Origin of the sequence: Microbulbifer hydrolyticus (assembly GCF_009931115.1) — a bacterium.
GTDB classification, from domain to species: Bacteria; Pseudomonadota; Gammaproteobacteria; order Pseudomonadales; family Cellvibrionaceae; genus Microbulbifer; species Microbulbifer hydrolyticus.
Genome location: NZ_CP047491.1, coordinates 4,089,796 through 4,110,978 on the forward strand (window position 1 = coordinate 4,089,796; position 21,183 = coordinate 4,110,978).

A 21,183-nucleotide genomic window follows, 5' to 3' on the forward strand; every position below is an offset into this window, starting at 1 on the left:
CACCAATTGGTGGCCTTTTTCTTGTTCAGGCAGGCATCAAGCCTGCTCCACTGTCTGCTCGATGCGCCCGAATATCGACTGGCCTTTCTCATCCAGCATCTCGATCGCAATCTTGTCGCCAAACTGCATAAAAGAAGTGCTCGGCTTGCCTTCCTGAATCGTTTCGATCATACGGATCTCGGCAATACAGCTGTAGCCCACCCCGCCTTCTTTCACAGGCTTTCCTGGGCCGCCATCAAGCTTGTTCGACACGGTGCCGGAACCAATGATGGTCCCGGCGCCTAATGGGCGGGTTTTGGCAGCGTGCGCAATCAGTTGGCCAAAATGAAAGGTCATGTCGATTCCCGCATTTGGCTCGCCGAACTTGTCCCCGTTCAGTGTGGACACCAGCGGCAGATGCAACTTGCCTTCTTTCCAGTTGTCGCCCAGCTGTTGTGGGGTAACACATACCGGAGAAAAGGCACTGGAGGGTTTGGACTGGTAAAAACCGAAACCCTTGCCCAGTTCATTGGGGATCAGGCCGCGCAGGGAAACGTCATTCACCAGCATCACCAGTTTGATGTGCTTGAGCGCCGCTTCCGCAGATACACCCATGGGCACGTCGTCAGTGATCACCGCAATCTCGGCTTCAAAGTCGATGCCGAAGCCCTCGCTCTGCGGCATTTTTACCGGTTCGCGCGGGGCCAGGAAAGTATCGGAGCCGCCCTGGTACATTAGCGGGTCGGTCCAGAAGCTTTCCGGCATTTCTGCGTTGCGCGCCTTGCGCACCAGCTCCACGTGGTTCACGTAGGCGCTGCCATCGGCCCAGTGGTAAGCGCGCGGCAGTGGTGAGTGGCACTTGGCCTGATCGAAGGCTTCGCCCTCGATCTCGCCACTGTTGAGTTTTGCCTGCAACGCTTCGAGCTGTGCGGATTTTTCCGCCCAGTCATCCAGTGCGTTTTGCAGGGTTGGTGCAATTTCAGCGGCGGGAGCCATGCGGGTCAGATCGTCGCTGACCACCACAAGCTGGCCATCGCGGCCGGATTTCAGGCTGGCTAACTTCACTGTGCCTTCCTCTTAAAAAAGTTATCTGGTTTTACGGATCGAGTGCCTTGAACTCTTCCTCACCGTGCATCCACGCTGCGTGGCGTGGCGCCTTCTTGGTGCGGGACCACTCTTCCAGCATATCTTCAGCCACTCGTTTGAGCTCTTTGTGCATTCCCGGTTTGGCGGTATTGGCGGCGAGTTCGATGCGGTGACCGTTCGGATCAAAGAAGTAGATGGATTTGAAGATCGTGTGGTCGGTGGGCCCGAGCACATCGATGCCAGCATCCTCGAGCTTCTGCTTCATTTGCAGCAGCTCGTCCATGCTCTCCACTTCCAGCGCGATGTGCTGAACCCACTGCGGGGTGTTTTCATCACGGCCCATATCCGGGGAATTGGGCAGCTCGAAAAACGCCAGCACATTGCCCTGCCCCGCATCCATGAAGATATGCATGTAGGGATCCGGTGCCCCCGTAGAGGGCACCCTGTCTTCGGCAATGGCGAGCTGAAAGTCCATGCCCAGCAGATCGCGGTAAAATTCCACGGTCTCTTTGGCGTCGCGGCAGCGGTAGGCCACGTGGTGGATTCTCTGTATAGCCATCTTGGGCCTCCGTTATGCCAAAAGTCAGGCGGCGTCTTCGCCCTTGGACTTGTCGCCGATCACACCACGCTTCAGCTGGTCGCGCTCGATGGATTCAAACAGCGCCTTGAAGTTACCTTCACCAAAGCCTTCGTCTTCCTTGCGCTGGATGAACTCGAAGAACACCGGGCCCAGCATATTCGCCGAGAAAATCTGCAGCAGCAGGCGCGGCTGGCCGCCCTCGGTGGTGCCGTCCAGCAGCAGGCCGCGCTTCTTCAGCTCGGCGGTCGGCTCACCATGGCCCGGCAGACGCTCTTCCAGCATCTCATAGTAAGTTTCCGGAGGCGGAGTCATGAACTCCATCCCCTGCGCCTTCAGACGATCCCAGCAGGCAATTAGGTCGTCACAGGCAAAGGCGATGTGCTGAATGCCTTCGCCGTTGTACTTCATCAGGAATTCTTCGATCTGGCCGCCGCCACCGGCTGCTTCCTCGTTCAGCGGGATGCGGATCTTGCCATCGGGCGCGGTCATCGCCTTGGATAGCAGGCCGGTGTATTCACCCTTGATGTCGAAGTAGCGAATCTCGCGGAAGTTGAACAGGTCTTCGTAGTAGCTGGCCCAGTAGTCCATGCGGCCGCGGTATACGTTGTGGGTCAGGTGATCCAGGGTGTGGAAACCGCAGCCTTCCGGATGCTTGTCGACACCTTCCAGCCAGTGGAAGTCGATATCGTAAATGCTCTCACCTTCCTTGTACCGGTCGATCAGGTACAGGGTGGCACCACCGATGCCCTTAATCGCAGGCAGACGCAATTCCATCGGGCCGGTTTCGACTTCTACCGGCTGCGCACCCTTCTTGAGCGCTTCGTTGTACGCAAAGGTGGCGTCTTTCACACGGAATGCCAGGCCACAGGCAGAGGGGCCGTGCTCGCGCGCATAGTAGTCGGCGTGACTACCTTTTTCGTAGTTGGTGATGAAATTGATGTCACCCTGACGCCACAGTTCCACGTCTTTGGTACGGTGACGCGCGACCTTGGTGAAGCCCATGGCCTCGAAAACGGTCTCCAGGATGCCCTTCTCCGGGGCAGTGAATTCAACGAACTCAAAGCCGTCCAGGCCCATGGGGTTCTCAAACAAATCGGCCATGTCATCCTCCTTAAACGGGATTTTTGTGGTGGCCTGCAACGCCGCTTGTGGCAGCGGAGGCCCCTTGGTTTCAGGTGCAACGAATTTAGTTACGCGTGTAACCAATGTCAAGGTCTGTGTATGACGGCCTCCCAGTAATAGAGCGGATACCGCTCGGAAACCGGGAAATAGGTGACTGGAATGCAGAGTTTAGTGCCCGGTTTTCGGGTCCGGGGCAGGATTCGGGCAGAGCGTTCGGCAGGTCCGGGCCCTCATCGGGCCCGGCAGACTTGCAGTTAAAGGACTAGCGGGGCTGTCAGGACAGATCAGGCTTCGGGCTCGGCAATTTTGCCGAGGTCCCCTACGCCGGCTTCCTTAAGAAGGGAATCCACCAGCGGCGCCATCGCACGATGTTTTAGCGCACTTCCGACGAGGGCTTCCGGCAAGCTCTGGCTCTTGGATTCACCTTCGGCATCCAGAATCCCACCGCTGGCGCGGCCGTCAAAGCCGGTGAGCCCATTCACCGAGATGATCTTCATACCCTCGATTTTTTCGAGCGGACGTACACTCTCGCGCACAATGCTGGGCAGGTTTTCATGCAAGCTCAGCACACGCTTGAGTGCGATCTGCGCTTCACTCAGGCTGTTCATGGCCTCGTTCATCAGGCGCTGGCCCTCCGCGTCCACCGCATACTTCTCACGGTCGGCTTCGACCTTGATGCGTACCGCTTCAGCTTCCGCTGTGGCCTGCAGGCGTAGCGCCTCAGCTTTGTCTTCGGCGGCCGCTTTTTCCGCTTCCGCGGCGACCTTGATCGAAGTAGCCTGACGCTCGGCTTCTTTTTCCGCCTCGATGATCTCGATGCGCTTGTCACGCTCCGCAACTTCCACATCCTGAGCGGTTCGCACCTGCTCTTCCGCTTTCACCGCCTCTGCGCGGGCGATATTTGCGTGCTGATCGGCGACCGACTGCTCCTTGGATTTTTCCGCAACCGCAATGGCGCGTTCCTGCTCGGCAATCTCGACAGACTTCTGCTTGGAAATACGCTGCTCCTCCAGCACGCGCTCACGCTCGATTTCCTGCTCCTGCAGACGCTTTTCCTTCTCAATTTCCAGCAGGCGCGTTGCCTGCTCGGCAGCGATCCGCGACTGGTCTACTTCACGCTGAGCCTCGATTTCTGCCTGGCGAGCCGCTCGCTCCTGAGCAGCGGTCTCTTTGGCCATATCCGCTTTCTGTGCCGCTTCACGGTTTTCCAGTTCGCGTTGCTGCTCAAGGTGGGCATAGCGCTTTTCTTTCTCAATTTCCAGACGTTGACGCTCGGCTTCCAGGTTCTTGGTTTCGATCTGGACACGAGTCTCCTGCTCGACGTCGTTCACCTCTTTACGGCGTGCCTCGATCGAGCGTGTCATACTCGCAAGACCTTCCGCATCGAACACGTTGTCCTGGTTGAAAAATTCTTTGCCGGTCTGGTCGAGGCCTGTCAGGGATACAGATTCCAGCTCCAGACCGTTTTTCAGCAGATCTTCAGAAACCACCTGCTGTACCTTCTGTACAAATTGGCTGCGCTGCTCGTGCAGTTCCGCCATCTCCATTTCTGCCGCCACCGAGCGCAATGCGTCGACAAACTTGCCCTCGATCATTTCCTTCAACGCTTCCGGGTCCAGGGTGCGCACGCCGAGGGTCTGTGCGGCATTGGCAATAGCGTCGGTGTCAGGCTTTACCCGCAGATAGAATTCCGCGAGCACGTCCACGCGCATACGATCTTTCGTAATAAGTGCCTGATGCTCCTTACGCGAAACCGCAAGGCGCAGGGTATTCATGTTGACCGGGATAATTTCATGCAGGACCGGAAGCACCAGCGCGCCGCCATTCATGATCACCTTCTGCCCACCCATCCCGGTACGCACGAAAGAGCGCTCTTTGGAAGCTCGGGTGTAGAGTCTGGCAAAAATGGTGCCGATCACTATCAGGCCGATCAGTACGGCACCGGCCATAATCGCTATGTTGGAAAGATTTTGAATCACTAAATTTTTCTCCAATTAATTGTTATTTAGCAGGTGCTGACTGGTAGGCTTTATGACACGAAAGTTAGAACCGCGCTCCTCTACCAACAAAACCTGTTGTCCCTGCGAAAATTCTTCATCATCATCCGGCTCAACCATTACATAGTGTGTCGTGCCGAATTCGTCGCGGAGCCGGGCTTCTGCCGGCGAACCCGCTGCCGCCTTACCAATGGTGATGACCGCTATGCGTCCCACAAATGTTTGTCGTCCGACCGCTTCGGTCTCGTCACCCACAGCAAATTTGCGTAGAAGGTTACCCACAAAGCGTACCTGGGGTAGCGCCAGGAACAGTACCGGAACCGCAAGTAGCCAACCGGGAAGTAAAAAGCCAGCCAGTGACTCTGCGGCCATCTGGATCAACAGGCCGGTGATGCCAAATGCGACCAGAAAAGCGACCAGTAGTATCAACGCAGGCACTTCACCGAATCGCAACCAGCCCAATAGCTTGGTAAGCACTCCGCCAGCTTCGGTGTCTGGTGCGTCCAGGTCGATATCCATATCCGGAAGCAGGTTATCCAGCATGTCCGAGATACCCACACCAATCAGCATCATTACACCTTCGAGTACTGCAATCATCAGCATCAACACCAGCGCACCGGTGAATAGCTGGTTGCCGTCTTGCAGGAAAAAAGCCATCAGGCCTCCGTCTGGGATTTAATTTTTGCCAGCCGCTCCTTGATACGATTCCCACGCGCAAGCTCTTCCAGCTCCGCCAGCTTGCTGGCGTCTGCCCCGGACTCGGAAGTAGGCACTCCCACCTGCTCCAGAATACGGTTAAATGCACCCGCGGCCTGATCCACTTTGGTGGCGGTATCGCGATTCGCACCCTGCTGTTCACCGGCGGGGCCATTACTCACGTGCTCACTGGCCTTGATGAAGTCACGCAGCTGCTCACGCATTTCACGCTTCTTGCCCTGAAGTGCGCTGATATAGGTATTCAGCTCAGTAATTTCCTGGTCGGTTTCCGCAATGGCTTTTTCGAGCACCGGGATCTGTGCTTCGATATCCATTTGCTTTGCAATCGCCGCTTCAGCGAGATCGTCACGGCCTTCCTGTACCGCAACTTCGATCTGCTCGGCAAGAGTAGCGTGACGGCTGTTTTCATCATTAAGCGTTTTACTATTCAGGTATTTTGCCGCCTCGGCTTTGCCGAGCTGATCGCGCACGTCAGCAATAGCATCATCAATTTCGCGAATAGCCTGCTCCATCACCAGCTGGGGCGTGGCATTCTCCACGGAGTCCACCACCGCATTTGCAGAAGCAGAGATAATGCGGGAAATACGTTTTATCAGTCCTTCTTTCATTGTTATTCTTTCCTCTTTTGAATGATCCTGGTTATCAGGTTTTAACGGTGTACAAGTTTCCGGACACGATGCTGCAGTTTTTCCGCCGCCTCAGGATCTAGTACACGAGGTTCATCCTGCAATGCCAGCAGCAGGATTTTCTCCATGAACGCCTCAATCGCCGGCAATGCCTTTTGCTCCAATGCGGGCGCCAGCGATTCTTCTTGCCCGCACACCTGAATAGCGGCAGCACCCTCGGCAACGATTTCCAAAAGTGCTTCCACAATCAGACTGCGGCGTTGTTGTTCAATATATTTGGCTTTGACCGGTAACATGGTTTCGCCCGCCGCAAGGTAGGCGCGACTAAAGCTCTCTACGCCCACGGACTCCCGCGCCATGGCAATTAGCTCGCGCACTTTCTCGCTTTGGGTAACAGCGCCATTGCGATCAATGGACATCAGGTAGGTGTAATCATCCGGTGACAGACGCGCTGAAATGGATTGTGTTTTATTGAGCATGGCATTCCCTGACTTGCGATGTATACAAAAGTACACACGAAGCAGTTGCTGGTCAATTACACGTGGTTACAGCGTCTTGAAATGGGCGTTTTTAGCTCAACTTGGCTAAACCTTCGCCCAGCTGAACATATTCCGGGCTTAACCTGCGTACTAGGAGCACGCCACGCCGTGAAATAGCCAGCGTAGGGATGTGAGGGGTTAGGTATTGTGTCGAAAGATATTTATTTGTGTAGGGAGGGAGCCGCGCTAAAGGGGCGTGACGATCCTGGCCACCATATCGCAAAGAGCTCAGCGGAAGGCAAGGCCCCAATCGACGGCAAGATACTTACCCGCTGGTGAATACGCGATTGCCAACAATCTTCGCCGGATTATCTTTCACCAATGCCCAGGCCGCCTTTTCGCCGACAAGCTTTTCGGCGGCCATACGCCCCTCCGCGAGGTTCGGTGGGCGCCGCTGAATATGGTGTGTATCTGTAGCCAGCACTGTCGCCAGGCCCCGCTTGAGAATTTGTTCAGCTCGCACCCGTGCAGGCTCGCCAAATTGCCCTACGAGCGCACCGGCTGTTACCTGAAACAGACAGCCAGCATTTACCAGAGGCGTTATTTCCTCAAAATCTCGAATAATGTCTTTATTACGCTCCGGGTGCGCTATCAGGGGCCGGATATTCTGCTGGGCAAGCCAGCTTAGCAGCTTGATCAGGCCGGCGGGGATGTGGCTGTGTGGCATTTCCAGTAATACGAGAAGGTCCCCTTCCCAGTACCCAAGAGCAGGCAATTCATTCGCCGATGCAAGGTATATAAGCTCATCAGAGACCCGCACCTCAGCGGCCAACGCAAACTGGATCCCGAGATTCTCGTCAACGGGCAGAGAAATAAGGAAATTGCGAAACGCTTTTACTATTGAGGCTGACGTATTCGGGTAACGCCCGGGGTGGATATGCGGCGTTGCCACCATATGGGTGATGCCATTTTCCGCCGCAGCACGGACGAGCGCCAGACTTTGCTCTAAAGACTGTGGTCCGTCATCGATCCCGGGCAGAATATGGCTGTGTAGATCAATCATGGGCGCATGTTACCGCATTAACGGCGCGCCTACCCGGGGGAATTACGCTGCTTTCATAGAGGTTTACTGGATGTACTCTGGATAGTACCCATAGTATTCCTCGGAGCCAGATCCACGACGCTTCAAAGACATGCCGTTTAAAATCACGCCTTCGGGCTTGATGCCCAGGTTCATCAGGCGGGAAACGCCCGCCCGGATAACGCCGATTTTCGTCTCTTCTGCTCGTACCACATACAGGAGCGAGCAAGCCAGCTTCGAAATTACGAGAACATCACTGACCGCCTGCACTGGCGGCGTGTCGATGATGATCCGATCGTACTTTCCTCGCAGCTCCTTCAATATATTTTGAAATTCTACGGATCCCAGCAGGCGCTGTGGATCTTCCGGGCGTATCCCTGCCGGTATCAGGTCAATTCCACTTTTTTTGTCAGGAACAATGCATTCATCAATGGAAAAGCGACCCGAAAGGAGGTCGGCAAGCCCCGGCCTACTCGCGGCTATTTCAAATCTACGTCCCAGAGACGGACGACGCATGTCAGCGTCGATCAACAATACCTTTTCCAGCTGCCCCAACGCGAAAGACAAATTTATGGATATGGTTGTCTTTCCCTCTGCCGGTGCTGAAGATGTAATGCAGATCACTTCCGCTTTATTATCAAGTCTCGATAAGACAACGCCTGTCCTGAGCGACCTAATCGCCTCAGCGAATTGAAGTTGTGAGCCATCAAAGTAGCTATACAGAGGCAGCGGCTCATCGCCTTCCGAGCGAACTTCTGGCACCATACCCATAAGTGGCAAGCCGAGTTTCCGGCTCACATCCTGAGGATCACGTATTCCACTCTTAAGAAGATCCAGTAAAACAATAATACCTACGCAAAGACCAGCACTAGCGACAAACGCAAACAAGACTAGCAAGCGCTTTTTAGACGCCAGTGGTCGCCGTGGCGTAATCGCGGGGTCCGCCAAACGAGCTGCTGCAGACTCAAATCCAGCTACCTCTCGGGTTTCCTTGAAGCGTGTCAGGAACGTGTTGTAAAGCTGACTATTAACCTCAACTTCTCGCTTCAGCTCATCGTAACGGATTTCTTTTTGTGCGACGGTCTGCAAGTCAGATTTTGCACCGCTAAGCTCGGCCTCAAGATCACGCACTTTATCCCGGGCCTGGCGATAATCGATTTCAATACTGGCGACAAGCTTTCTGATTTCACTGCGCAACTGTGCTCTCGCACTTTCAAGCTCGTCTTGGGCTGCCTGCATCGTTGGGTGCTTGGGTCCATATCTGCGCGCCAGCTCTGTGACACCAAGCTGGGCACTGGTTACTGCCTGGCGTACCGTCTGAATTAATGGGTGATTGAGCACTTCAGGCTGACTAAGTAGCGATTCTTCACTTACATCCTTACGTCGAACCTGGTTATACAACACCTGTACATCCTTGAATTCACGCCTCGCTTCAAGGAGCTGATTCATGGTCTCATTCAATTCTTGCGAAGCAAGCCCACGCACCCCCTGTAGATCCACCAGGTCTTCTTGCTGCTGGAACTGATTCAGAGCATGCTCAGAAGCTTCGAGCTTGTCACGCAGACCCTCAAGCCTCTCGCTGAGCCAGCTCGTGGCTTTTTCGGTTACATCAGTTCGGACACTCTGCTGTTCCGCAATATAGGCGTTCGCAACTGCGTTCGGTATGCCCGCTGCCAGTTGAGGAGAATAGCTCTCATAGGACAGCTTAATTAGCTGCGTATTACGAATCGGTGATACCTTAATATTATTAACAATAATATTGACGATACGTTCGCGCTTTCTTCGCAACTCGGTGACCGGATCTTTTTGAGGCTTCTCATCCTCAAGGCCGATCCAGCGTTTAAGCTTTGTTGTGAACGTTGGCGTAGGTGGACGGTTGAACTCAGGATGGTTTTCGAGATTGAGTGCGTCAACAACGCGCTCCGCGATACCACGGGACTGCAACATCTCGACTTGCGTCATCAGGAACTCTCGACGCTGGCCTCCCGCCTCATACACATCACGAATTGACACGAGATTAGCCTGGTTTCCTGCGAGCAATAATGTCGCTGTCGCTTGATATCTATCTGGAATATTTTGAACTGAAAAATAGGTCGCAGTAGTAGCGAGTAGCGCAAAGGCCGCTATGTACCACTTTTTTTCATAAACGGCAAAAAAAAGGGCGATAAGGTCAATATTACCCAGTGGCGAAGACTCCGCCTCGTCTGCGATATTTGTAGTTTGCTCCATACGAGTATTCAGAAAAATCCCTGCTCAATAGTTACCACGTCTCCGGGCTTAAGTTTGGTCGACATGTTGACCCGCTCTCTTTCCTCATCGGTCTTTCCCTCTCGGGTAAGGAATATTCGGCTTTCAGAACCTCGCTCAGTTAGCCCTTGGGCAAGCGCAGCCGCCTTACCGACTGTGAGGCCCGGCTGATAGCTATATCCACCGGGAACTTGCACTTCACCAAAAATAAACACCTGACGATATTGCGCTATCGACACCGTAACGCTTGGGTTAATCAGATAGTCGCCCTCAAGCCCCTTCACAATTAAACTCTCTAGTTCCGAGGGCGTAAGTCCGGTTACCTTGAGCTCGCCCAGGAAGGGATAGTTAATACTGCCTGATTCATCCAACATTGCATCTACGTTCAGGTCGCTCTCGCCATACACCCGGATAGAAATCCTGTCACCGGCATTCATGCGATACTCAGGCGTATCTGCTGCGACAGGATATGCACATATGTAACCTACAAGCGTGAAAGCAGCCGCTAGTAAGTAACTTTTCAGTTGATGCATAACCATACTCCCTGATTGAATTGGACCGCCCTAAAGCGGAGCTTCAATCCCCAAAATATAACGATTAGTTTCGATATCAATATCAGACAAGGTGGTACGATTTTCTACGTTAACCGCGCCAATACTTAGACCGAGCCACTCCATAGGCTGGTACCGAAGTGTAAAATTCGATCGCACCACGTCGTCGGATCGGTTTGTGCCAACAAATTCGCCACTCGTCTGGCTATAGGCCAATGAGCTGCTTAAACGTCCAGTCCATTGGTGCGTCCAAGAAACCACATTACTCTTAACATCCACGAAATCAGCTACGCCCACCGACTCTTGGATATTTTTACCCGTTGTAAATGAAAGGGTGCTGTAGCTTCTGGGGCTCCAGGTCACTAGTATGTCCCAGCGTGGCCCCGTGAAATTTTCCCGAACTCCAGGAGCAAACTCTCTGTCAAGCCGGCCAGCTCGGACCAGTAATTGTGTTTTCGGTAATCGATATTCCGCGGTTGCCATCAGAACTGTTTCGTCACTGTCTCGTGCGGGCACACCCGCAATATCACCATAGTCAAGCTTCGTGTCGCTAACCTGAACACCGGCAGTGAAGCGACTACTGACTGAATAGCTCGCGCTTATCGTTGAATAATCGGCAGAAAAATCCCGGGTGGAATCATCAAATTCGTTTTTCTGCTTTCCTTGGCGAAGTATCCCCTGGAATTTCCCACCCTGCCTTCCAAATACCAAGCTGACTTCCGCACTTGGCCGGCGTGTTCTTTCGGCCTCAAGCAACACCGGATCCAATCCACCGTCCTGACTTCCCAAGATCGACTGGGCAACATCTGAATAGCTGGCCGATGTGTGGACCTGAAGTAACGAAGCCGCACGCCACTGCCATTCAACATTTCCCGCATAGTCATTGAAATTTTGCCGCGTCCCGTTCCTATAGTTGCCACGAGTGATGGTCAAGCCCCCGAAGAAGCTAGTGGCGTCACCCTCTCTTTCAAGACTCATCGATGGCGAAACCCTGGTGAGCCAGTCATCCTGAGGACTCTCACGACTCAGGAATACATTGTCATCATACTGCAGCTCTACATTAACCGTGCTGGTCAGCTCCGCGTTTGCCGGAAGATCAATTGTCACGGCATGTGCGACTTGCCCTATAGTGACCAAGCTACTCACTAAAGTAGCCCGAGCCCAAAGCGGGCTCTTTCTTTTATCGCGAATTTCGCACATTGCGACACCGACTGCTGAATTCATATCTATCTACCGCGCTCATTAAGACTGGTCATTGAGGCTAGAATTGACGGCTAATAAGCGTTCTTATGATAAAAGCCTCGATAGATGGTTAGAAAGATGATTCTAAGATCGAGCAGGATCGACCAACGACGAATGTATTCCAAGTCGTACTCAACACGCCGGCTCATCTTGTCCAGCGTATCCGTCTCGCCTCTAAAGCCCTTTATTTGAGCGAGGCCGGTAATGCCGGGTTTTACTTTATGACGAAGCATGTAGCCATTGACACGACTGCGATATTCCTCATTGTGAGCAACAGCATGCGGCCTTGGCCCGACAATCGACATTGTTCCCTGAAGTACATTGAAAAACTGTGGCAATTCATCCAATGACGTACGACGCAACACCCTACCCACCGAAGTGATTCTTTGATCGCCTTCCTTGGCTTGCTCAACTTTATCGCCATCATCCATGGCAGTCATACTGCGGAACTTCCAAACATAGATAGTTTGCCCATCAAGCCCGTAGCGCCGCTGTTTAAAGATAACTGGTCCCGGCGAAGAGAATTTCACTGCCGCTGCCACAAGTAGCAGGACAGGCGATATTAAAGCCAGAATGATTGTTGCCAGGACCAAGTCCTCGAGGCGTTTCAGCCAGCCATCAAAACCCTGGATTGGCGTATCGAATACACTAAGAAGACTGCTACTTCCAACCTGATGCCAGCGCGCATGCAGCATTTTTGCCACAAAGAAATTCGGAAGAATGTGTACTGTCGCTGTAGTATCAGAGAACTTATCCAAAGTTTCGCTAATGACATCTTCAGCGCGCATTGGCAATGCGATAAAGACCACATCAAGTTTGCCTGAGCGGCCTTTTTCAACGGCGTCATCGACCGAACCAAGGATCGGAAACCTGGACGTATCACCGATACAAGAGATACGGTCCTTAAATTCAGGGACTTCGTAGAACCCATCTACGTGAATACCCAACTGAGGGTTTGCTGCGAGGTCCTTGGCGAGCTTATAACCGGAGTCTGTGCAGCCGATAATGACCGCTCGTCGCGTATTGCGACCATGCAGGCGAATGGAGAAAAGGAACTGGCGAAGACAAAAGCGCCAAAATGCCAGGCCAAAAAAGGTAAATACCAACCAGGCGGCCGCAGCTGGTCGCATATAGTCTGCCGCAAACGCATTGAACGAAAAGGCAAGTAATATAAGAAAAATACATACGGCGACCCAGGCCACCGCCACAGTGCCAAGAATTCGCTTGAAGGTCTCACCGCGCCACGACCGATAAAGCTCAACAGATTCAGCAATAAATGCAAAACTGATTGCGGCCAGCAGGCCGGCAATAATCCAGTCTTTTCCCGGTGTTACTTCAAAGTGTGCGAGACTGGCGTAAAGAACGCCCTGAATAAGTAAAACGTCGAACAACCGATAAAGTGCGGTTATTCCGCCCCGACGACTGCGGATCCATCCTTGTTCCACAATTACCCCTCCATTAGGTAATGGCTTAACTAGCCCGAAACTATTCCCTGTAGTACTCCACAACGGTAATGACACCGATGCCGCTGGGCCGAAGCTCAAAAACTTCACCGAACTCTTGTTACACCCCTACAACCACGACGTCGGCTATGACAATGCATATACCGGGCCGATTTTCCTTAAAATCGAGGGAACTTCTGCAACAGGAATGAACGCACGGCTAGCTCATACCAGCGGCAATGATTATCCGCCCAAAATGTGATGTAACTCAACTATTTATGGCGCGGACCTCTACCAGAGCACTAAAAGAGTGAATTATGGCGGAAATTTCAACCTGCACGCCGTGTGAATTTTCCGCAGAGGGATAAGCATGCCAATCTCATGCCAAAGCTTCTTCATAGCACGAAATCTTTATGTGCACTGCGCACAGTTTTCTAAATCGGCGGCCTTAATGTATTTTTTTTGTGCGCCAGTTCGCGGTATTTTCCTGTTGACATTATTTTCAGCGCTGCCATATTAGTGCCTGTTCGCCGCAGTCTTTGCGGCAAGGGAACCAATTTTTCTATTTCGGGGGACATGGAATGTCTAAAGTCAGCAGAGTTGACCATATTGCCTATGCGGTTGCGGAAGGAATGATCGAAAAGTGGGCTTGGTACCATATTGAAGTTGAGGGTGGCAAACTCACCAAACGCGTCGACGACGTACGCCCGGATGACCCGGATAGCAGTATGAAGCTCTGGTGCATCGACTTCGAGTCCTTTGGAGTTGTGCTGGTTGAAGGCATAGATCGCAACAAGAAAAGCCAGGTCACCGCTTTCTCCGATCGTCACGGTGACCACAGTGTTCAGCACATCGCTTTTGACACAGAAAACCTTGAGCAGTTCGTATCCCACGCAATCTCAAATGGCGTTAACTTACGCGGCAAGCAACTCGTAAGTAATGACGGTTTTGGTGATCTCAAGCAGCTGTTCGGCAAGGGATACGCAAAACAGAACGCTGCGGAAATGTCATTTCCCGAATATGTCGAGCGCCCAAAGCAAGGCGCCAGCATGAGCACCAGTGTCCCGCAGAACACCGGCAAGAATTTTTATCAGCGTATCGAACATGCGCGCAATACCGGTGATACATCAACGCTTCTCGATTTCTCACGGATGCCCACTGATTGGGAACCGGAGGTGGCGTCAGAAAATGCGGCCAACCGCGCACCCCACCCTAGCAACCAAGGTGAAACCATTCCGGCGTAGCCGTTTTGTTTCTTCACGATGCCAAGCAACAAAAATCTCTCGGTTTCCGCATGACGCCAAATGGCGCGCTGCGGGCTTGGTCACGGCGAATTTCGCTTGAATCCAACCTAGCGTGTTTCAGTAATGCCTATCGACAAGCTCAACGCGGCAACTAAACCTTTGGATAGTGCGGATCGATTGATTGACTCCGCCGCCAGGGTCGCGACCGATAAATTTGGTACAAAAAACAGAGCAATCCCTGTAATCAGGCAGATAGAGCTCAACGCAGAAAACAATCCGGATGATGTAGCGCTTGTTTTCCGGGGACAGCGCACATCATACGAAGCGGTAATCAGCTCCGCGAGGCGGATCGCAAGTGGCTTAAAGCAACTCGGTGTGGAGCCCCATAATCGTGTCGCTGTGCTGATGCACCCTTGTCCAGATCTGATTTTTTGCTTGCTTGGCATCCACATGCTTGGAGCCACCTATGTTCCGATAGATCCAGGGTTTCCGCGAGCGAGAATTGAAATGATTCTAGAGGATATCGAGCCCGCCGCGGTAATATGTAGTCACGCAGATTTATCTGGGTTAAACGATAAGCTTTCATTGGAGCATTCAGGGAAGATTTACTCATGCAAGGCCCTCGATGAGATTGGAGAAAGATCGCTGGAGGGCTTCAAAGCGCACCCAATTACGCTAGATGATGAATCGCATATTTTCTTTACTTCGGGAACTACTGGACGACCCAAGGGCGCCATTTCTTCCCAAGAAAACCTCGCCCATGGTATGTCCTCCTCCGCGCATTGCTTCGAGCTTGAAAGCGGGCATGGAATTCTGGCTGTAGCAGGATCCTCCTTCAGTATCAGTACATTTGAGCTTTTATCATTGCTTACGCGTGGTGGATACACTTCTATCGCCGAGCGGGCGGATGTTCTCAGCGTCGATAAATTGTATGAAAGGGCCAAGCAAGTATCAGTTTTACACCTGGTTCCTACATTACTTGCCAGGTTAATCGAGTATGCAGAACAAGCGCCTGAACGAGTTCACGCACTCACTTCACTCGAGCGCATACTAACGGGCGGGGACAATGTGCCGCCTGACCTTCTTCGAAAAATTCGCCAAATACTACCTTCTGCCAAGCTATACGTTAATTACGGGGCAAGCGAAACCAATTGTATGGTGACATACTGGCCCGTATTGGATCCCTCACCAAAATCGACGAGAATCGGCGCACCGCAGAGAAATGTAAAACTATTGGTGCTCGATGATACGCGCGAGCCGGTATCGCCCGGTCAAATTGGGGAATTATTTGTGGCAAGCCCAGGAGTTATTCCTGGATATATTCACCGAGAAGACCTCAATAGTGAAAAGTTTACTACCATAGACGGCTCAAGATATTTCGCCACAGGCGACATGGTCCGGACGGACGAGAACGGGCTCTATGAAATGCTTGGGCGTGAAGACTTCCAAATACAGCTGAATGGCAACCGCGTTGAGCTACTAGAAGTAGAAAGCACGCTAAAGCAAGCGCCGGGGATAAAAGACTGTGTTATCGCAGCCATTGAAACACCGCCGGAAGGCAGCGCATCAATCTTAGCCGCTTACATCGTAGCGGATGATTCTGCCCCTGCAAACGTCAACGATATAAAATCGTTCATGAATGATTATCTTCCAGGTTACATGGTGCCCACTCTCTACCTGTCAGTGGAAAGTATACCGACCAACCATAATGGAAAGGTCGACAGAGTAAATCTTCCGAAGCCAGCCGACTGCAAAATTATTGAGTCTAACCAGGAACAGCCACTATCCGGGCCAGTCGAACAATGTGTAGCTACAATTTGGCGCGACGTTCTGTTGGCGCCGGCTATACATGCAAATAGTGATTTTTTTGAGCTCGGTGGAGACTCTATTAAAGCTGTTCAGGCAATTTCAAAGATATCTACAGAGCTCGATTACCGATTTTCGATTGCGGACATCATTTCGAACACCACAGTCAGAAAATTATCAAGATATATATCAGATTCTATAGGAGAGGGCGACACCTCCAAAAATATCGTAGAAGCCGCTGATAATGGTTACCTATTGCTGAAGAAGGGAAGCCCTGATTTATCGCCGATTCTTTTATTGAATGGGGTGGTTGAATATCGGGAACTTGCTAAAAACCTGCGTACAGATCGAGCAATTTATGCCGTATATTTGCCTGAAGAAGTTGATCTAATCGTCAACGGTGCGCGCTCTGAAGCGACTGCAAGAACTGACTCGATTACGAGCATCACCCAGCTCTACCTCTCCATCATCAAGGCCCTGCAACCAACCGGACCATATTTCTTATTAGGAAAATCATTCGGCGGGATCATTGCAATTGAAGTTGGTCGAGAGCTTGAAAAAGACGGGCACGATGTGTTATTTACCGGGCTACTCGATACGATAGTCCCTGAGGCATTTACTGCGCATAAAAAGCTTTCGTTCCGAATAGCCGAACACATGAGGAAAACGCTACAACAAGGTCCCGGCTATCTTGTATCGCGACTATCGAGGCGATATTTTAGTGGCAATTCAGCCCCGAGTAGCAGTGCCGGGGCAGCCACTATTCATACCGAACCATCGGATAATATTCGAGTACGACATCAGGTGCGGAAAAACGCAATATTCACGACTCGTTTATCGCCTGTTGACAGACCTCTTTTCTTGATTAAAGCGCGTGACCGGGAATATCTGTATGGGGAGCGCCCATCACAGGACCTTGGCTGGAGTAAGTATTGCGAAAAATTGACGGTCTTTGAAGTACCCGGAGATCATCACTCTATTTTGATGTCAGAGCATGTTGCCAACGTAGCGCGCAAACTTGAGCCGCTCCTCCAGTAGCCCCATATAAGCGTCGTTATGAATACATTCGCCCAATAATTATGGCCATGACCCAGCGTGCTATTTAATTCAATACCATTTATTCTGGTTTTTCTGCCGGCAGTGCTCATCGGCTACTACGTGCTACGTTATTTCAGCCTATTTAGAGTGTCTCTAGGCTGGTTAGCGGTCGCCTCTTTATTTTTCTATGCCTGGTGGAACCCGAAATATTTACTCCTTCTTCTGACGTCTATTGTTTTAAATTTTTACCTTGGTAAGAGCATAGCCAATTCGCGGTATAAACGGCCTTTGTTGATTATTGGGATTTCGGGGAACCTAGCCGCTATCGCGGTATATAAATACCTGGGTTTCTTCGCCTCAACTGTCGCACAATTGACGGGGGCTGAAATTGCGGTACCTGAACTGCTGTTACCTCTTGCAATTTCTTTTTTTACCTTTCAGCAAATTGCGTATCTGGTAGATACATACCGCACAGGGTATGCGGAAGAAATGTTCGATAGATACCTCCTGTTTGTATCTTTCTTTCCACAGCTAATAGCAGGCCCAATTGTCCACCACAAGGAAGTCGCCCATCAGTTCTCACTACTTTCAGTTCGTGCAGGCAGGATAGACCAAGTAAGCACAGGCCTGTTTTTATTTTCTATCGGCCTCGCGAAAAAGGTACTAATCGCTGACAACCTGGCGCCCTTTGCAAATCCTGTGTTTTCAGCCGTCGACTCAGGGGCTACCCCTACTTTTCTAGAAGCGTGGGGCGGACTGTCGGCATATACTTTTCAGCTTTATTTCGATTTTAGCGGCTATGCGGATATGGCTGTAGGCCTTGCCAAGCTGTTTGGCATAGATTTACCTATCAACTTCAATTCACCATATAAATCGCGGAGCATTATAGAATTTTGGCGTCGCTGGCATATGACGCTATCACATTTCCTGCGAGACTACCTGTATATTCCACTTGGTGGAAGCCGGAGGGGATCAAGGTCGCTCAATCTTCTTGCCACGATGTTGCTGGGTGGCTTATGGCATGGTGCAGGTTGGAATTTTATAATATGGGGCGGGCTACATGGTGCATTTCTGATTGTGAACCATCAGTGGCTGCTGCTAAAGACATTAATCCGCTCCAACCTCCGGGTTGCATATGGCGGATCGTTCACTGAAAACAGCGCAGGCTCTCCAGCAGAAAAGAGCTCCCAACCTACTCATGAGAGCGTCAATCGCGTTGCTCGCGCCAGAACCTGGTATCCGAGCTATTTGGGAACTCTATTCTCTGCGACGCCGGGCGTAATCGCTACTTTTCTTGCAGTTTCGGTTGCCTGGGCTTTTTTCCGTGCGGAAACCATTGACGGGGCAATATCTATGCTCCGTGGAATTTTTGGTCTACAAGGCCTCGTTATTCCCGAGAAAATATACCAAATAGCGCCGGGCTTCTTTTCAAGCTTTGCAAATGCGTCGCCTGGACTCGCATTAGGGTCGTTCCCACATATTAAGGGCTTTGCGGTGATTTTCATCGCTATGCTTCTAGCTTTTTTTGCGCCCAACTCCAACGAGCTCGCGCAATGGATCCGTGGTCGACCCGGTGAACCATACCAGTCTCAGACACGTATCCTACTTGGCTTAATTGCAATGACCATTACTGGAATCTTATTTGTAGTTTCTCTCAAGATAATATCAACGGTGCCTGACAGCGAATTCCTCTACTTTAATTTTTAGTCATTATGCGTCAAATCGCGGCTTTTTCAGTTGGTACTTTCATTGGCATAGCCATGCTGATCACTCTTGTCCATTTTCAGGAGGGAATCCCCACATCCAGTTCGAAATGGGCTCACGACCTGTACCGGGTGAAGGAGTCGCATGCGGCGAAGTCTCATTCTCAGAAACTGCTGATCGTAGCAGGATCAAACAGCCTTTTTGGCCTTGATGCAGCACAGATTGAAAGAAAATATCAATTACCGACCACAAATTTTGGTGTGCACGCAGGACTGGGATTACGTTATATCCTAGACCGCAGTAAACGTTCTCTTAGGCCGGGAGATATTGTCTACCTTCCACTGGAGTACGCTCTTTATCAACAAGAGCCAGCGCCATCAACTCAACTAATGGATTTTATACTTGCTCGAGATCCGGCTTATCTTCACTCTCTGCCATTATTAGAACAGTTTCTCGGATATACCAACGTCTCTTTCGAACGCATTATCGAGGGATTACGAGGTGGAAATGATAACTACATGGGCAGCTCGTCAAGCACTTACAACGTCGCAAACGTAGATTCCTCTGGAAACCAACTGAATAATTCTTCCGAACGTGCGGCCGACTATAAGGATAAATTAGACAAACTGCAGGCAAAAGATATTGGCAACGGAGATATCTCAGGTTACTCAAAGAAGGTACTCGGAGAATTCTTTATTTGGGCAAAGGAAAACGATGTTTGCGTAATCGGTGCGCCACCCAATCTATTAAAGTTTGACGAATATGATGCTGACAGGTTCGTTAACTTTGTTACGAAAATTCGGAACTTTTATCTTGAAAACGATACTTCTTTTATCGGAAATCCAACGGACTACCTTCTTCCAAAGAAAATGTTTTTTGACACAGAATATCACCTGAATGAAATAGGCGTTGCAACCCGGACACGCCTCACACTCAATGATCTCGGTGACCAATTAACCGCTCATTGCGTAAATCAGCCCAGATAATCTGGCGTCAATCGGCACTAATTTGCGAAAGTTTTGCGAGTGCCGAATACCAAAGCCACTTTACCAATCATACGATTGAGTGCGCCCACTCCAAGATTAATATCCGGATCAACAATAACCGGTTTGCGACTTAAAAAGCGCATAATGATTCGCGAAATTGCGTGCATGCTACGCCTTACTCGTATGGAGGGCCTCTTCCCCAGAGGAAGATCGCCTAGCAACACATCCGGATATAGATCGAGTGCTTCACTCATCGATTCAGGATAGGTATCACCGATCGCGGTATATCTGTACCCTTTTTTCGCACAATCGATGATATGTGATTCATTTGCTACACCAAAATTTTCACCAAGAGGGAACACCTTTACTTCTTTTTCTGGCTTTATCGGATCCGGATACTCAAGCTGCTCCAAGGCCTCACAACAAATAAGTGAGGCGGCTCTAGCAACGTCCACATCAAGATTAGACCGCCAGCCGTAGACGTTCTGGGCAGTTATTTTCTTGTCGATGTCACTTTTCCAGGTCTCCGAAGCAACTCGAACGAGGTTTGCGCCTTCCCTGTCAAGCATTGATGGCTCAAATTCCTCGCCGATAAAATCGCATATGGAAGCGATTTGTTCCTCTGTATTTGTTACCAGGTCTTCGTAACGAATAGTGATGCTATCTGGATCTTTACGAAAGAACGGCTCACTTTTAGCATATACGGATGCCCATCGATAGAATTCTCCCACAAGCGACGCAGAAAGGCCTATATTTTTTATTACAGATGGAATCGAGTCTCGTGGATCCCTAATGATTCGAATGATTTTTGCATCGGGAAAAACTCTACGAATCTCATCCACATAAAATAAGTGTCGAGGTGTTTTTTCCGCCCAGCGCGCCTTGCCCTGTGTATCCGCAAAAGCTGCCGGTATCGAGGAATATATCACTTTCGCTGATGCGGCTTGATTTGACAAATGCTCGCTCAACTGAACTCTTGTCAGGCCAAAATGTGCTGCAATACTTTTTCCGTCGGGATATTTGATTTCTTCCATTCGCTCGGTGGCTTTTTCACACCAATTTTCGCCGGTGACAATTTGCTCGACGTCACGCAGGGGAAGCGCCCTAAAGAGATCCGTCTCCGGGCCACAAGCAATATTACTGTGGCTACCAATAATAGCAGACAGGAGAGATGTTCCTGAACGGGGCGGTCCTACTATGAAGATAGGTGCTTTTTCACATGACGAATGATTAGGCATATTTACTGCTGCTCCATA

17 protein-coding genes are annotated in these 21,183 nt (G+C 51.1%); 4 read left to right on the plus strand and 13 right to left on the minus strand.

Going from position 1 to position 21,183, the window contains the following annotated elements; translation table 11 throughout:
• Positions 1-36: 36 nt before the first annotated feature.
• The 12 genes from GTQ55_RS17220 to GTQ55_RS17275 all read right to left on the minus strand — a co-directional run bounded on the left by GTQ55_RS17220 (position 37) and on the right by GTQ55_RS17275 (position 13,152).
• On the minus strand, positions 37-1,044 hold the full coding sequence (locus GTQ55_RS17220; RefSeq protein ID WP_161859838.1) for a fumarylacetoacetate hydrolase family protein: 1,008 nt from the start codon (positions 1,042-1,044) through the stop codon (positions 37-39).
• Between the two features lie 31 nt (positions 1,045-1,075).
• A complete protein-coding gene (locus tag GTQ55_RS17225; RefSeq protein WP_161859839.1) occupies positions 1,076-1,624 on the minus strand; it encodes a VOC family protein in 549 nt (182 codons plus the stop codon).
• Between the two features lie 24 nt (positions 1,625-1,648).
• On the minus strand, positions 1,649-2,746 hold the full coding sequence (gene hppD / locus GTQ55_RS17230) for a 4-hydroxyphenylpyruvate dioxygenase (protein ID WP_161859840.1): 1,098 nt from the start codon (positions 2,744-2,746) through the stop codon (positions 1,649-1,651).
• A gap of 305 nt (positions 2,747-3,051) precedes the next feature.
• Positions 3,052-4,746: a flotillin family protein gene (locus tag GTQ55_RS17235; protein ID WP_202620648.1), complete on the minus strand. Its 1,695-nt coding sequence runs from the start codon at positions 4,744-4,746 to the stop codon at positions 3,052-3,054.
• Between the two features lie 15 nt (positions 4,747-4,761).
• The gene (locus tag GTQ55_RS17240) at positions 4,762-5,421 is read right to left on the minus strand and encodes a YqiJ family protein (RefSeq protein WP_161859841.1); all 660 of its coding nucleotides are present in this window, start codon (positions 5,419-5,421) and stop codon (positions 4,762-4,764) included.
• Positions 5,421-6,089 (minus strand): PspA/IM30 family protein, encoded by a 669-nt coding sequence (locus GTQ55_RS17245; RefSeq protein ID WP_161859842.1) that lies wholly within the window; start codon positions 6,087-6,089, stop codon positions 5,421-5,423. Before GTQ55_RS17245 ends, GTQ55_RS17240 begins: the two co-directional genes overlap by 1 nt.
• A 41-nt stretch (positions 6,090-6,130) precedes the next feature.
• Complete coding sequence (locus GTQ55_RS17250; protein ID WP_161859843.1) at positions 6,131-6,586, minus strand: hypothetical protein; 456 nt, start codon at positions 6,584-6,586, stop codon at positions 6,131-6,133.
• A 325-nt stretch (positions 6,587-6,911) separates the two neighbouring features.
• Positions 6,912-7,649 carry a tyrosine-protein phosphatase gene (locus GTQ55_RS17255; RefSeq protein ID WP_161859844.1) on the minus strand — a complete coding sequence of 246 codons (738 nt, stop codon included), beginning with the start codon at positions 7,647-7,649 and terminating at the stop codon, positions 6,912-6,914.
• Between the two features lie 63 nt (positions 7,650-7,712).
• Positions 7,713-9,896 (minus strand): GumC family protein, encoded by a 2,184-nt coding sequence (locus tag GTQ55_RS17260; protein ID WP_161859845.1) that lies wholly within the window; start codon positions 9,894-9,896, stop codon positions 7,713-7,715.
• Positions 9,897-9,904: 8 nt separating this feature from the next.
• Positions 9,905-10,447: a polysaccharide biosynthesis/export family protein gene (locus GTQ55_RS17265; RefSeq protein WP_161859846.1), complete on the minus strand. Its 543-nt coding sequence runs from the start codon at positions 10,445-10,447 to the stop codon at positions 9,905-9,907.
• Between the two features lie 30 nt (positions 10,448-10,477).
• Positions 10,478-11,689, minus strand: a complete 1,212-nt coding sequence (locus GTQ55_RS17270; protein ID WP_161859847.1) for an outer membrane beta-barrel protein — start codon at positions 11,687-11,689, stop codon at positions 10,478-10,480.
• A 50-nt stretch (positions 11,690-11,739) separates the two neighbouring features.
• Positions 11,740-13,152, minus strand: coding sequence for an undecaprenyl-phosphate glucose phosphotransferase (locus GTQ55_RS17275; RefSeq protein ID WP_161859848.1), 1,413 nt, complete (start codon positions 13,150-13,152; stop codon positions 11,740-11,742).
• Positions 13,153-13,730: 578 nt separating this feature from the next.
• Here GTQ55_RS17275 and GTQ55_RS17280 point away from each other — a divergent pair.
• The 4 genes from GTQ55_RS17280 to GTQ55_RS17295 all read left to right on the plus strand — a co-directional run bounded on the left by GTQ55_RS17280 (position 13,731) and on the right by GTQ55_RS17295 (position 19,927).
• Positions 13,731-14,393, plus strand: coding sequence for a VOC family protein (locus tag GTQ55_RS17280; RefSeq protein ID WP_161859849.1), 663 nt, complete (start codon positions 13,731-13,733; stop codon positions 14,391-14,393).
• A gap of 123 nt (positions 14,394-14,516) precedes the next feature.
• Positions 14,517-17,237: an AMP-binding protein gene (locus tag GTQ55_RS17285; RefSeq protein WP_161859850.1), complete on the plus strand. Its 2,721-nt coding sequence runs from the start codon at positions 14,517-14,519 to the stop codon at positions 17,235-17,237.
• Positions 17,238-17,294: 57 nt separating this feature from the next.
• Positions 17,295-18,944 (plus strand): MBOAT family O-acyltransferase, encoded by a 1,650-nt coding sequence (locus GTQ55_RS17290; protein WP_161859851.1) that lies wholly within the window; start codon positions 17,295-17,297, stop codon positions 18,942-18,944.
• A gap of 5 nt (positions 18,945-18,949) precedes the next feature.
• A complete protein-coding gene (locus GTQ55_RS17295; protein WP_237567742.1) occupies positions 18,950-19,927 on the plus strand; it encodes a hypothetical protein in 978 nt (325 codons plus the stop codon).
• Positions 19,928-19,944: 17 nt separating this feature from the next.
• Here GTQ55_RS17295 and GTQ55_RS17300 read toward each other — a convergent pair whose 3' ends face one another.
• On the minus strand, positions 19,945-21,165 hold the full coding sequence (locus GTQ55_RS17300) for a sulfotransferase family protein (protein WP_161859853.1): 1,221 nt from the start codon (positions 21,163-21,165) through the stop codon (positions 19,945-19,947).
• Positions 21,166-21,183: the final 18 nt, after the last annotated feature.